This is a genomic window from Microbacterium sp. UBA3394 (genome assembly GCF_002358725.1).
Lineage (GTDB): Bacteria > Actinomycetota > Actinomycetes > Actinomycetales > Microbacteriaceae > Microbacterium > Microbacterium luteum.
In genome coordinates, this window is the sequence record NZ_DEPK01000071.1 from 6976 (window position 1) to 20697 (window position 13722).

Consider the following 13722-nt stretch of genomic DNA (forward strand, 5'->3'; position numbering starts at 1 on the left):
CAGCACCTGCTCATCCTGTGCGGCGTGGGGGTCACGGCCGCTGATGGCACGCTGGCGCGCGGCGGCGAGCGCCGTCGCGTCGCGGATGAACCCCTTCATGATCTCGGTGCGATCGCCCCGGAGGGTGCCGGCCCACTGGAGGGCCGCCTTGCGTCCGCGTCCGGTTGCGACCATGTCGACCTCCTGCTCGGTGAACCACCCGGCGGCCGCGTAGTCGGCCAACCGGGTGCGGGTCAGCCGCGCCTCCTCGCGTCGCAGCGCCACCAGACCGAGGATGAACACGATGAACAGCGGGACCTGAAGGGTCAGATAGAGAGCGAAGAAGTCCCCGAACACGGCAGAGCCGTTCCAGAACGCGTGCAGCAGCACGGCTCCGCCGAGCCCGAGCAGCCACGGGCCGAAGGCCGCTCCCGCGCGGGCACCCCGGCGCGCGGCCAGGCCCAGCGCGAAGCCGGTGACACTCGTGAACATCACGTGCGCGAACGGTGACAGGATGCCTCGCACGAAGAACGTCGCGGTGGTGTCGGCGGCTCCGCCCTCGATGAAGCTCACGGCGAAGTACTGGATGTTCTCGGTGAAGGCGAATCCCGCGCCGACCAGCGCGCCGTACACGATGCCGTCGACGGGACCGTCGAAGGCCCGCCGCGCGCTCAGGAAGATCACGTACACCCCGAGCCCCTTGGCAACCTCCTCGACGATCGGCGCCTGGACCACGGGGGCGACGACGTCGGCGACGAAGGACGAGTCCGGCCCGAAGGCGAAGAGCAGAGCGAGATCGAACCCGAGCGTGATGCCGATCGCGACGAAGGCGCCCCACGCGATCGCGGCGGCGACCAGACCCTTCGGCTCGGGCTCCCAGCGATCGATGATCCGCACCGCGAAGAAGACGACGGCGAGAGGGACGAACGCCAGGATCATGCCGATGACCGAGGCGACGGGGCCGAGGGCGTTGAGGAAATAGCCCACGACGGCGACCGCCACCAGCACGACCACGCCGAGCACCCACAACGGCGCCGAGCGACCGGAGCGCGGCGACACGGCACGCCCCTGCGGCATCGGAGCGGCGGGGGCGTCGGCGCGCGGGATCGGCGCGCCCGATGCCACGTCGGGCTGCTCGAACGGCGAGTGGAAGGGAGGGGGCGTCAGCGACGGGCGCGACGGATCGGACGACGGCGCGGAATGCGTCATGGACACAGCCTACGGGCGACCGTGACCGCACCCTCGGCGATAGCCTTGAGATCATGCGCTTCGCCCACGTCGTCCGTCCCGGGTCATCGGAGCCCCGCCTGGTCGTCGCCGACGCCGACGCCGTGATCGAGGTGGCGGAGCTGTTCGAGGGCGCGCCGCGCACCCTCGAGGAGCTCATCGCCGGCGGCGACGAGCTCCTGGGGCGCATCCGCACCGCCACGGCCTCGCCGAGCGGAACGCGGCACCCGATCGCGGGCCTCTCCTTCGCGCCCGCTGTGCTGACGCCGCCGGTGATCCTCGCGATCGGCCTCAACTACGCCGCCCACTCGAGCGAACTGGGGCTGAAGACCGATTCGACGCCGACGGTGTTCGTGCTCTGGCCGAACTCGCTGGCCGGTCATGAGGGCACCACCAGCTGGCCACGGGCACTCAGCGAGTCCGTGGACTACGAAGCCGAGCTCGGTGTCATCATCGGCACCCCCGCGAAGGATGTCTCACCCGAAGACGCCCTCTCGCACGTCTGGGGCTACACCGTCGTCAACGACATCACCGCGCGCGACATCCAGTACTCCGAGGCCCAGTGGTCGCGGTGCAAGTCGTTCGACGGCTTCACGCCGGTCGGTCCGTTCGCCGTCACCGCCGACGAAGTGCCCGATCCGCAGAACCTGCACATCTGGACCCGGCTCGACGGTCACCTCCTGCAGGACGGCTCGACGGGGCAGATGGTGCGCCCCGTCGCGACGCTCGTCTCGCACCTGTCCCGCGCCGCCACCCTCCTGCCCGGCACGCTCATCTCGACCGGAAGCCCGGGAGGCGCCGGCTATTCACGCGACCCGCAGGTCTTCCTGCGCGATCGCTCCACCGTCACCGTCGGGATCGACGGGATCGGCGAGCTGACGACCCACTGCCGCATCCTCGACTGACGATGGGTCAGCCGCACGTGATGACGGTGCCGTCCGTGAGCTCCCACACGCCAGGGCCGAGCTCTCCGCAGGCGGCGAGGAGCGGGCCGAGGGCGGCGATCAGCACGACGGCGATGATGATCCCGATCACCATCAGAACGGAGCTGATGATGATGGCGGCGACGGCGAAGCCGTTCTTCGCACCGGCCTTGCGGCTCTGCACGAGCGCGACGATGCCGAGGATGAGGGCGACGAGCTGCACGAAGAACGAGAGCACCAGCGCGACGATGCCGAGGGTCTTCCCGGGCGTCGGGGCGGAGGACGGGGCGGGCGCGTCGTGCGCCCCGTCCTCCGCCGGAGGCGCCGGAGGATAACCGCCGGGCTGGGCAGGCGGAGGATACGCACTCGACGGCTCACGCGGCGTCGCGGCGTCGTCGCCACGGGATGACGGGGGTACGGGGTTCTGCGGATCGGACACGGTCTTCCTCCCTCGCGGCCGCGCGGTGCGGCGTCGTTCCTCGGAACGCTATCGGTCCCGTGTGACCGGCGGCAACGGATCAGCCGCGACACTCCCCTCGGCGCTGACGTCGCGGCCGCGCGAATCCGCCGGGGAGACGAGGTTCTCGGCCGGCTGCGCGATCGGGATCGCCGACGTCACCGCCTCGAGGCCCGACAGACGCGCCGGCGAGAGCTGCTTGGCCACCTCCTCGCGGGTCATGAGCTCCGCTTCGACCACCAGATCGGCGATGTTGCGCCCCGTCAGCAGAGCCGTCTTCGCCAGCGCCGCCGACGCCGCATAGCCGATGAACGGTGTGAGGGCCGTCACCACCCCGACCGAGGCGCCCACCATCGCACCGAGACGGTCGGTGTTCGCCGTGATGCCGTCGATGCAGTTGACCCTCAGGGTGTGCATGCCGCGTCGCATCCAGGTGATCGACTGGAAGATCGAGTGCGCGATGATCGGCTCGAAGGCGTTCAGCTGCAGCTGGCCGCCCTCCACCGCCATCGTGACCGTGGTGTCCGCGCCGGCGACGGCGAAGGCGATCTGGTTCACGACCTCCGGGATCACGGGGTTCACCTTGCCCGGCATGATGCTCGAGCCGGCCTGTCGCGGAGGCAGGTTGATCTCTCCCAGGCCGGCCTGCGGACCCGACGACAGCAGACGCAGGTCGTTGCAGATCTTCGACAGCTTGATCGCGTTGCGTTTGAGCGACGCCGAGAAGGACATGAACGAGCCGGTGTCGCTGGTCGATTCGACGAGGTCGGTGGCGAGCTCGAGATCCAGTCCGGTGATCGCGCGCAGATGGCGCAGGACGGCCGGGGAATACCCCGGGTGGGTCGTGATCCCGGTGCCGATCGCCGTGGCCCCCATGTTGATCTCGAACATCAGGTACGCGTTCTCGGTGAGCCGCTTGTGGTCCTCCCCCAGGGTCGTGGCGAACCCGTGGAACTCCTGCCCGAGGGTCATGGGAACCGCGTCCTGCAGCTGCGTTCGCCCCACCTTGAGGATGTCGTGGAACTCGGCGGCCTTGTCGAGGAACGACCGGCGCAGCAGGTCGAGTTCTTCCAGCAGGCTCCGCAGGTCCAGACTCAGCCCGATCTTCACCGCCGTCGGGTAGACGTCGTTCGTGGACTGCGACCGGTTGGTGTGGTCGATCGGCGAGAGGAACGCGTAGTCCCCCTTCTCTCGTCCCGCCATCTCGAGGGCGATGTTGGTGATGACCTCGTTGGCGTTCATGTTCGTCGACGTGCCCGCGCCGCCCTGCACGACGCCGACCACGAACTGGTCGTGGAAGTCGCCGTCGATGACCCGCTGGGCGGCACGATCGATCAGGTCGGCGCGCTCGGCGTTCAGCACGCCGATCTCACGGTTCGCCCGCGCTGACGCCTGCTTGACCATCGCGAGCGCGATCACCAGATCCTTGTAGACCGAGATGGGACGCTTCGAGATCGGGAAGTTCTCCATCGCCCGGGCGGTGTGGATCCCCCAGTAGGCATCGATCGGGATCTCGAGGGATCCCAGCGAATCGGTCTCGATACGGGTGCGCGTCGTCGCGTCCTGGGCCATGGGTCATCCTCGTGGGTCGGCACGGCAAGGTGGAACGATGCCGAGCCTACTCGGCCCCCGTAGCGACCCGGATGGACATCGCGGCGGGACCGACCATGGCCGCTGTACGCCGCGGACGGTCAGCGCTTCCGGGAGAACGCCTCCAGGCGGTCGTGCGGGCTGAGCGCGGCCATGCGGTCGACCCACTGCTGCGAGAAGAAGTCGCCGGACGGGGCTTCGACGACCGGGACGACGGAGTGGGTGACGGTGTCGGCGTACACGTGCGTGAGATGGAAGGACTGACCGGCATCCATCCCGTTGACCTCGACCGCGGGACGAGAGATGTCCATGGTGTAGCAGGTCGCCGCGGCGACGCTCACCGGCACGCCGGCGAACGTTCCCGACGTGGAGTAGTGGAGGTGCCCGGCGAGGATTCCCCGCACATCCGTGCCGGCGATGACGGCGGCGAGCGCCGGCTGGTCGCGCAGCTCCAGGATGTCGAAGACCGGCAGGTGGCACGGCAGCGGCGGGTGGTGAAGAGCGAGCAGGGTGCCCAGCGGGGCGGGCTCGGCGAGGATCTCGGCCAACCACGCGAGCTGCCCGGCATCCAGCTCACCGTGGTGCCAACCGGGGACACTCGAATCCAGGGCGATGATCCGCAGGCCGCCGAGGTCGGTGACCGACGTGATGGGCTCTTCGGTGGGGTCGAGGTCGAGCAGATGCTGCCGCATCGGACCCCGCTCGTCGTGGTTTCCCGCGACCCAGATGAGCGGTGCCTCGAGTGCCTCGGCGATCGGCTCCACCGCAGCTCGCAGGGCTCGGTACGCGTCGGGCTCGCCGAGATCGGTGAGGTCGCCGGTGAACACCAGCGCGTCGGGCTGGGTGCCCAGGCGCTCGACCCGGCGAAGCGTGGCCTCGAGGTTCGCCGCGGTGTCGTAGACCCCCACCAGCGGTGCGTTCCCCGCGAGGAAGTGGGTGTCGCTGAGGTGCAGGATCGTGCGCTGGGCGGGGGCGTGCTGACCGAACGTCACGGATGCGGCGACCATGCGCCCAAGCCTAGGCCAGGGCACCGACGGGCTACCGTGGAGGGGTGACCGACACCCTCGAGCCGCCCCTCCCCCGCGCCGCCGCCCGTCCCGTCATCCGCAGCCATCACGGCGACGACGTCGAGGACCGCTACGAGTGGCTGCGCGACAAGGACGACACCGAGGTGATCGCGCACCTTGAGCGCGAGAACGCCTACGCGGATGCGCGCACGGCCCATCTGGAGGCCCAGCGCGCACGCATCTTCGAGGAGATCAAGGCGCGCACGCTGGAGACCGACCTCTCTGTACCGATCCGCCGGGGCGACTGGTGGTACTACGGCCGCACCCGCGAAGGCCAGCAATACGGCATCCAGTGCCGCGCACCGCTCACTTCTCCCGACGACTGGACCCCGCCGGAACTCCACCCCGACGAGCCCGTGCCCGGTGAGGAGGTTCTGCTCGACGGCAACGTCGAGGCCGAGGGCCACGAGTTCTTCTCCCTCGGCAGCTTCGAGGTCTCCGCGGACGGGTCCCTCCTGCTCTACGGCGTCGATGTCGCCGGCGACGAGCGGTACACCATCCGCGTGCGCGAGCTCGCCACCGGCCGTCACCTGCCGGACGTGATCCCCGAGACGTTCGCCGGCGCGGAGTTCTCCCCCGACGGCCGGTTCATCGTCTACACCACGGTCGACGACGCCTGGCGGCCCGACACCGTCTGGCTCCACGAGATCGGCACGCTGGTCTCGGCCGACCGCAGACTCCACCACGAACCCGACGAGCGCTACTGGGTGGGGGCGGGATTCACCCGCAGCGAGCGCTTCCTCGTGATCGAGGCCGGGTCCTCCGTCACCTCCGAGCAGTGGCTCGTTCCCGCCGACGACCTCGGCGCCGAGCCGCAGGTGGTGTGGCCCCGCACCGAGGGCGTCGAATACGACGTCTCGCACGCCGTCGTCGACGGTCGCGACGTGCTGTACATCCTCCACAACCGTGATGCGCTCGACTTCGAGCTCGTGCGCGTGGCCGCCGACGACCCGACCGGAGTGCGGGAGATCGTGCTGCCGCATGCGCCGGGCACGCGACTGCTCGGACTGTCGACGTTCCGCGACTGGGCGGTCATCGGCTACCGTCGCGAAGGCCTCGCGCGGCTCGGAATGCTCGACTACGCCTCCGGGTCCGTTTCGGAGATCGCGTTCGACGAGCCGCTCTACTCGGCCGGCACGAGCGGGAACGCCGAATGGGCGCCGCCCGTGCTGCGGATCGGCTACGGCTCGTTCGTGACGCCGGGCACCGTCTACGACTACGACGTCGCCACCGGATCGCTCCTCCTGCGCAAGCGCCAGCCCGTGCTCGGCGGGTACGAGCCCGGCGACTACGCGCAGGCGCGGGTGTGGGCCGACGCCGACGACGGCACGCGCATCCCGATCTCACTCGTCTGGAAGCGTTCGTTCGGCGAGGCCGGCGCGACCCCTCGCCCCGTTCACCTCTACGGTTACGGCTCATACGAGCACTCGATCGAACCGGGGTTCTCGATCGCGCGGCTGAGCGAACTCGACCGCGGTGTGGTGTTCGCGGTGGCGCACGTGCGCGGCGGGGGTGAGATGGGCCGGCAGTGGTACGAGGACGGAAAGCTTCTGGCCAAGCGCAACACGTTCACCGACTTCGTCGCGTGCGCGCGTCACCTCGTCGACAACGGATACACCACGCCCGAGCGCATGGTCGCCGAGGGCGGATCGGCCGGCGGGCTTCTGATGGGCGCCGTGACCAACCTCGCTCCCGAGCTGTTCGCCGGCATCCTGGCCGCGGTCCCCTTCGTCGACGCGCTGACGACGATCCTCGATCCGACGCTGCCGCTGACGGTGATCGAATGGGACGAGTGGGGCGACCCGCTGCACGATGCCGAGGTGTACGCCTACATGAAGTCGTACAGCCCCTATGAGAACGTGCGCGAGGGCGTGAGGTATCCGCGCATCCTCGCCGTCACCTCGCTCAACGACACCCGCGTGCTCTATGTCGAGCCGGCGAAGTGGGTTGCGCGATTGCGAGACGTCGGAGCCGACGCGCTGCTGAAGTGCGAGATGGTCGCCGGCCACGGCGGTGTCAGCGGCCGTTACAACTCGTGGCAGGAGCGCGCCTACGAGCTCGCCTGGATCTTCGACACCCTCGGCGTCGCCGATCCCGCCTGATTCCACCCGCATCCCACCCCGGCATGTCCCACACCCCCAGCCGCCGCGCATCCCCCACCCCGGCATGTCCCAATTTCCGTCCTTATGAGCCGCTATGAGAACCGAAAGTGGGACACGCCTCGGCGGCGAGACGATGCGTGTCCCACTTTCTGCGCCTAAACGGTCTCAGGGCAGCAGATATCGGGACATGGTTCGAGGTGGTGTCCAGCCGGCGTCCATGAGGGCCGCGACGACGAGCCGCACGGCGGGGACTCCTCGACCCCGCACGTGATGATCGAGGCAGCGGACATGACGCCAGCCCGCGCGGCGAATCGCCTCCCACCGATCGGCGTCGCGCGCGAACTGCGCGGCATCCTCGGCATGCACGCGCCCGTCGTACTCGGGCGTGACCTTCCACTGTGGATAGGCGAGGTCCAGCTCAGCGACGAAGATGCCGCGGTGATCACGCAGGTTCCAATTGATCTCGGGTTCCGGCAGTCCGGCTCGCACGAGCAGGAGCCTCAACCGTGTCTCTCGCGGCGATCGGACGCCGTCGCGCGCCTCCGCGAGCGCACGCCGCAGCAGTCCGTTTCGGACGTCGCCCATGATCTCGATCTCGTCCCGGAGCTGCATCAGCGACGCCCCCTCCGCTGTATCGAACGCGAGCGAGTCGGCCGCCGCGATCAGATCGTCGAGGAACCACAGCGACCCGCACTGACGCCACGCGCGCGCAGGGTCCTCGACGCGCAGGCCGTCCGGCGTCGTGCGGACCGCAGGCTCACGGGTCTGAAGTCGGTGCCCGACGACGCCGCTGGTCCGGGGTTCGCGACGGGGACGGTGGGTCGAGACGTGGATGCCGGGCCGGTACGGCCATCCCGGCATCGAGTGTCCATAGAGCGCGAGCGCGGTCTCGTGGCTGAAGAACTGGTGCTCAGCCATTCGCGGCGCGTAGGCGCGGCAGAGCTCGCGCACCTGTGTATCGGGCAGCACGGGGTGCCGAGTGCGAACGCCGTGAAACGGGCGCCCGAGGTCGCGACCTCGCAGCCGACCGTCACCGAGTCCGATCTCGGATGCGCTCGCCACGCTGAACGCCGTGGCAAGCGCGGCAGGGAGCTCGGAGGGCCGCTTCATGATCCGAGGCTCGCTCGCCGCTCGGGAGACTCGGCGGCGTCAGCATCCCCCTGTGGAGAGTCGAAGGGGCACCGCCACCTGTGCAGGGGCGGTCATGTCCCAGAAAGTGTCGCTCTCAGGCCTGAGAAGAACAGAAATGGGGACATGCTTGGGGTGGGCGAGCGGGCATGTGCCGGCGCACACGCCGGCGGCACACGCCGGCGGCACCGGCCGACATGCTTCGGGCGCGGGAAGGGGTCGTGCGCCGATGTCGGGTGCGGGAAGGGGTCAGCCGAAGAGGGCGGCGGCTTCCTCGTAGCGGGAGAGGGGAACGGTGTTCAGCTCACCGAGCGCGTCGGCGAAGGGAACCCGGACGATCTCCGTGCCGCGCATCGCGACCATCTGACCCCATGCCTCGTCCATGACGGCGTCGGCGGCGTGCAGGCCGAGACGCGTCGCGAGCACACGGTCGAAGCCCGAAGGCGATCCGCCGCGCTGGATGTGGCCGAGCACCGTCGCGCGCGTCTCGACACCGGTGATCCGCTCGATCTCGGGCGCGAGGAGCTCGCTGATGCCGCCGAGGCGCGGCCGGTTGAAGGCGTCGAGACCCTTGTCGCTGTAGGCCTCGTCCATGTCCTTGAGCTTGAACCCCTCCGACACGACCACGAGCGGGGCTCGGCCGCGGGCGTGGGCGCTCGTGACCTGCTCGCAGATCTCGTCGATCGACATCGGCACCTCGGGGATGCAGATGACATGGGCCCCGGCGGCCATCCCGGCGTGCAGGGCGATCCATCCGACATGACGACCCATGACCTCGGCGACCATGCACCGCTGGTGCGAATCGCCGGTGGTGCGCAGGCGGTCCATCGCGTCCGTGGCGATGTTCACCGCGGTGTCGAAGCCGAAGGAGTAGTCGGTGGCGCGCAGATCGTTGTCGATCGTCTTCGGCACGCCGAGCACGTTGATGCCGTCCTTGGACAGCCTGTCCGCGGCGGCGAGGGTTCCCTCGCCGCCGATGGCGATGATGCCGTCGAGGCGGTGACCGTACATCGTCTTGGCGATGTTCTCGGCGCCGCCGCGCGGACCCTCGTAGGGGTTGGTGCGACTGGTGCCGAGGATCGTGCCCCCGACCTTGGACAGACCCTTGACCTCGTGACGCGTGAGCGGGAAGAAGTCTGCGTCCACGACGCCCCGCCAGCCGTCGCGGATGCCGACGAACTCGAGATCGTAGGTGGTGGTGCCCTTCAGCACGACGCCGCGGATGACGGCGTTCAGGCCCGGGCAGTCGCCGCCGCTGGTCAGGATTCCGATCTTCATGCTGTGGTCCTCAATCGTCGGGATGATGCTGGGCGACGCTGCCTCACCCGACATTAGTGGCCGCGGACTCCCGCTGCCACACGGTCGGTCGGATGCGGAGGACTCAGGCGGCGCCGAGCGCCTGCCGCAGCAGGTGCATCAGGGCCGACAGCTGCACGGAGTCGCTCGAACCGGGATCGACGGCCTGTCCGTCCAGGGCACGCTGCGCCAATCCCTCCTTTGAATCGATCAGTTCGGCGATCTTCGTGTCGATCGTGTGGGCGGCGATGATGCGCCACGCGGTCACCGGCTCGTCCTGTCCGATGCGGTGCACGCGGTCGATCGCCTGCGTCTGCTCGGCGGCGGTCCACGACAGCTCGGCCAGCACGACGTTCGACGCGGCCTGCATGTTCACGCCGACGCCCGCGGCGGTCAGCGAACAGACCGCGACACCGACGTCGGGGTCGTTGTTGAACGCGTCGATGGCCTCCTGGCGCGCCGTGGAGGTCTGGTCGCCCCGGAGCGACACGCTTCGCAGGCCGGATGCGGCGAAGTGCGCCTCGGCGGCATCCATCACGTCGATGTGCTTGGCGAAGAAGACCACCTTGCCCACCGAGCGCTGCAGCTGCAGCGCGTAGTCCGCCGCCAGCTGAGCCTTGGCCTGTCCGATGCGACGGACCATCGTGAAGACGTTCTCGCTCCCCGAACCCGCCGCCTTCGACTCGTCGAGCTCGTTCTGCGCGACCAGCCGCACGATGTCGTCGTCGACCTCGCCCGGAGCCAGGGCCGCCCCGGAGCGGGCGTTCTCACGGGCATCGACGATACGGCGGTAGCGATCGGCCAGGCGCGCGCCGAGCTCGCGCTCGGCCTCGCGGATGGAGCGACCGAACTCGTCGTCGAGCTCCACCGGCAGATCGGCGACGAGCTTGTCGGGGAGGTCCGCCGCGACGTCCTTCTTCTTGCGGCGGACGATGCCCATCGAGATCACCGCGTCGCGCGCCTCGGGGTAGAACGCCTTGTCGGCAGGGGTGAATCCGGTCGCGTCGAGCTTCGCCATCAGATCGGGGCCCGGCTTCTCGCCGTTGGTCCAGCCGAGGAACCGCCAGATGGCATCGAAGTCCTCGACGTCGTTGATGAGCGGCGTTCCGGTGAGGGCCATCATGAGCGGGTCGCGCACCTGCTCGCGGATGCGCCCGGCGAGCGCGAGCACGTTGCGCGAGCGCTGCGAGGTGAGATTCTTGATGAAGTGCGCCTCGTCGACGACCATGCCCTTCAGGCCGATCGAGCCGAGCCATGACAGATGGCGGTCGAGGATCTCGTAGTTGACGATGAAGACGTCGGCGAACGCATCGATGTCTTCGCCGTCACCCTGGATCACGGTCGCGCGGCGGTGGGGCGTCCAGCGCTTGACCTCTCGGGCCCAGTTCATCTTCACGACGTTGGGAACGACCGCCAGCAGCGGATAGGTGGCGGCCACGGACGCCGCCAGCACCGACTCGGCGGTCTTGCCGAGACCCGGTTCGTCGGCCAGCAGGAAGCTGCGGTGTCCGTCGCGCACCGCCTCGAGGAAACGCGACTGGTGCGGCATCACCTCGAGGCCCCGCGGCGAGACGCGGTCGAACTCCGGCACGGGAGGCAGTTCCATGGATGCGCTCGCTCCGCCGGCACCGGTCTCGAACGCCTTGTACAGCGGTCCCATGAGCTCCCAGCCGTCGAGCCGACGACGCGGGTTCGGCACGGGCGCGCGCATGGTGAGGTCGGGTGCGAGGAACGGATTCGCCATCTGGCGCGACTCGATCCCGGCCGGCACGACCTGCCGGTCGGCGAGCGCGGGCGGCACCACCGTCGGGGCGACGGGAGCGACGTCGGTGATGATGAGCTCGTCCGGCGGAAGCTCGGCGCCCGATTCCAGCAGCCAGTCCCGTCGCATGCGCTTGGCGACCGGCGACGTGGCCTGGTCGACCTCGAGCAGCTGGATGAGCGACGTGTCGCGCGCGGCGGTCTTCGCGAGGATCGTCGCGACGCCGTCGAGGCGCTTGAGCAGCTCCGCCCGCGCGGAGTCGGCGACGGCAGTGTCGGCCTTCACCCGCGCGCGCTCCTCGCGGACGAGAAAGGCGATCACCTGGAACTTGACACGGTTGGTGGGGCCGAGCTTTCCGCGCTGGGCCTTGGCTTCGACCTCGCGCACCTTGCGGGCGAGGATCGGGATCAGCGGCGCCTCATCGTCGCGTCGGGAAGACGACGACTTGCGACGACGCGCGGCGGAAGTCTGTGCGGCGGGTGCCGAGGTCGGCATGCTCCTCCTGAGCCTAGGGATCGGATACCGGTCGATCCGGTGATCCGGCGAGAGAACGTGATTCCCGTGGGCGGCGCCACGACGCCGTCACGAACACGGGGCGGAGATGCCGGCACCGTCGGTCGCGAGCACCCGCTTCAGCGAGCAGCGACAGGGCGGTCGGGATCCCCGCACAGCATTCTAGCGGCTACCCGGCCGAATCCGCAGAATCTGCTCCCCAGAGGGTGGCGATGATGTCTTCGCTGTAGCCCTCGGGAGCGAAGTTGATCCACCGGGTCGTCACGATCGCGCCGTCGCCGATGACGTGGGTCTCACCCAGCGTGTACGGCTCGTCGTCGAGCGTGATCCCCCGCTGCTCGATGCGATGGATGCTGCCGACGGCGACGTCCTCGGAGCTGAACCCGGCCGCGCTGAGCTCAGCGGCGATCTCCTCGCCCTGCGCGTCGTCGATGAGGGTGATGTTCGTGGCCAGGCCGTAGCCGGACGGAGTGCCCCACGTGCAGCGCAGAGTCGGGGCACCCGAGTCGATCAGTTCGAGCACGACGGCGTTCTCGCTGGAATACATCGTCACACCGGGGTCGTTCAGCGGGGGGTTGTCTGCCTCGAGGGTCGCGCGCATGTCCGCGGAGTAGATCTCCTCGCACGAGCTCGGAAGGACGAAGGCGTCGGTCTCGGTGGGCGTCGGGGTCGGAGTGCTCTCGACGGTTGAAGTCGGTTCGGCCGTCGCACCGTCGGGCTCCGTGCTGCCGGACGGCACCGGCTCGGGCTGGCATGCGGCGAGAGCGAATGCCACAGCCGCGGCGGCCCCCGCGGCGAGCAGACGGGGTGTCCGGTGCTGACGAGTCACGGTACCTCCTGAGGGGCGCTGCACCGCAGAGGGGCGGCACGGGCACCGACTCTACCGACCCACGAGGCCGGCCCCGCGGCGGCGCGGCGGACGTACCCTGAGAACATGCCGGAACGGATGCCGCGGGACCAGCGGCTCGTCCTGACGATCGCGATCCTCGCGTCGTTCGTGTCCTTCCTCGACGGCACGGTGGTGACCGTCGCCCTCCCGGCGATCCGCGATGACCTCGGCGGTGGCCTCGCCACGCAGCAGTGGGTGGTCGACGCCTACCTGATCACTCTGGGCGCCCTGATCCTCGTGGCGGGATCCCTCAGCGACGTCTACGGCCGCATCCGCGTGCTGCGCTGGGGACTCGTGCTCTTCGGCATCACCTCGATCGCGATCGCCGCGGCCCCCACGCCCGAGTTCCTGATCGTCGCGCGCGCCCTTCAGGGGGTCGCCGGAGCCCTCCTCGTGCCCAGTTCACTGGCCCTCATCACGGCGACCTTCCGCGATGCCGCGCAGGCGCGCGCCATCGGGATCTGGACGGCAGCCACGACCGGCGCGATGGTGGTCGGCCCCGTCATCGGCGGGCTGAGCGTCGACCTGCTCTCGTGGCGACTGGTGTTCCTCATCAACGTGGTGCCGATCGGCGTCACCCTGTGGCTGCTCGCGGTGCTCAGACGCCCCGATGTGCGCGCGCCGGGTCGCACCGTCGACGTGTGGGGCGCCGTGCTGTGCACGCTGGGTCTCGGCGGCATGGTCTTCGCGCTCATCGAGCAGCCGAGCCTGGGGTGGGGATCCCCCGCCATCTGGGGCAGCGCCGCCGTCGGCGTGGCGTCGTTCGCCGGTTTCCTCGTGCGGCAGGCG

General features: G+C 69.6%; 11 protein-coding genes. 3 read left to right on the plus strand and 8 right to left on the minus strand.

What is annotated here, in order from left to right:
* On the minus strand, window positions 1–1188 hold a 1188-nt coding region (locus tag B4E30_RS04110), incomplete at its 3' end, for a PrsW family intramembrane metalloprotease (RefSeq protein WP_286793616.1).
* A gap of 53 nt (window positions 1189–1241) precedes the next feature.
* Here B4E30_RS04110 and B4E30_RS04115 point away from each other — a divergent pair.
* A complete protein-coding gene (locus B4E30_RS04115) occupies window positions 1242–2111 on the plus strand; it encodes a fumarylacetoacetate hydrolase family protein (RefSeq protein ID WP_194383400.1) in 870 nt (289 codons plus the stop codon).
* Between the two features lie 7 nt (window positions 2112–2118).
* Here B4E30_RS04115 and B4E30_RS04120 read toward each other — a convergent pair whose 3' ends face one another.
* The 3 genes from B4E30_RS04120 to B4E30_RS04130 all read right to left on the minus strand — a co-directional run bounded on the left by B4E30_RS04120 (window position 2119) and on the right by B4E30_RS04130 (window position 5183).
* On the minus strand, window positions 2119–2568 hold the full coding sequence (locus B4E30_RS04120; RefSeq protein WP_194383401.1) for a DUF4190 domain-containing protein: 450 nt from the start codon (window positions 2566–2568) through the stop codon (window positions 2119–2121).
* Between the two features lie 48 nt (window positions 2569–2616).
* Window positions 2617–4158 (minus strand): aspartate ammonia-lyase, encoded by a 1542-nt coding sequence (locus B4E30_RS04125; RefSeq protein WP_194383402.1) that lies wholly within the window; start codon window positions 4156–4158, stop codon window positions 2617–2619.
* A gap of 119 nt (window positions 4159–4277) precedes the next feature.
* Window positions 4278–5183, minus strand: a complete 906-nt coding sequence (locus B4E30_RS04130; RefSeq protein ID WP_286721265.1) for a phosphodiesterase — start codon at window positions 5181–5183, stop codon at window positions 4278–4280.
* A gap of 44 nt (window positions 5184–5227) precedes the next feature.
* Here B4E30_RS04130 and B4E30_RS04135 point away from each other — a divergent pair, with 44 nt between their 5' ends.
* Window positions 5228–7345: a S9 family peptidase gene (locus tag B4E30_RS04135; protein ID WP_286793617.1), complete on the plus strand. Its 2118-nt coding sequence runs from the start codon at window positions 5228–5230 to the stop codon at window positions 7343–7345.
* Window positions 7346–7510: 165 nt separating this feature from the next.
* Here the strand turns inward: B4E30_RS04135 and B4E30_RS04140 are convergent, their stop codons facing one another.
* The 4 genes from B4E30_RS04140 to B4E30_RS04155 form a co-directional block, all read right to left on the minus strand.
* Window positions 7511–8455 carry a hypothetical protein gene (locus B4E30_RS04140; protein ID WP_194383405.1) on the minus strand — a complete coding sequence of 315 codons (945 nt, stop codon included), beginning with the start codon at window positions 8453–8455 and terminating at the stop codon, window positions 7511–7513.
* Window positions 8456–8722: 267 nt separating this feature from the next.
* Complete coding sequence (locus B4E30_RS04145; protein ID WP_071045745.1) at window positions 8723–9751, minus strand: 6-phosphofructokinase; 1029 nt, start codon at window positions 9749–9751, stop codon at window positions 8723–8725.
* Window positions 9752–9854: 103 nt separating this feature from the next.
* Window positions 9855–12026, minus strand: a complete 2172-nt coding sequence (locus tag B4E30_RS04150) for a DEAD/DEAH box helicase (protein ID WP_286793618.1) — start codon at window positions 12024–12026, stop codon at window positions 9855–9857.
* A gap of 187 nt (window positions 12027–12213) precedes the next feature.
* On the minus strand, window positions 12214–12873 hold the full coding sequence (locus tag B4E30_RS04155; RefSeq protein ID WP_286793619.1) for a hypothetical protein: 660 nt from the start codon (window positions 12871–12873) through the stop codon (window positions 12214–12216).
* Window positions 12874–12978: 105 nt separating this feature from the next.
* On the opposite strand from B4E30_RS04155, the gene B4E30_RS04160 reads away from it, so the two are divergent.
* On the plus strand, window positions 12979–13722 hold a 744-nt coding region (locus tag B4E30_RS04160), incomplete at its 3' end, for an MFS transporter (RefSeq protein ID WP_286793620.1).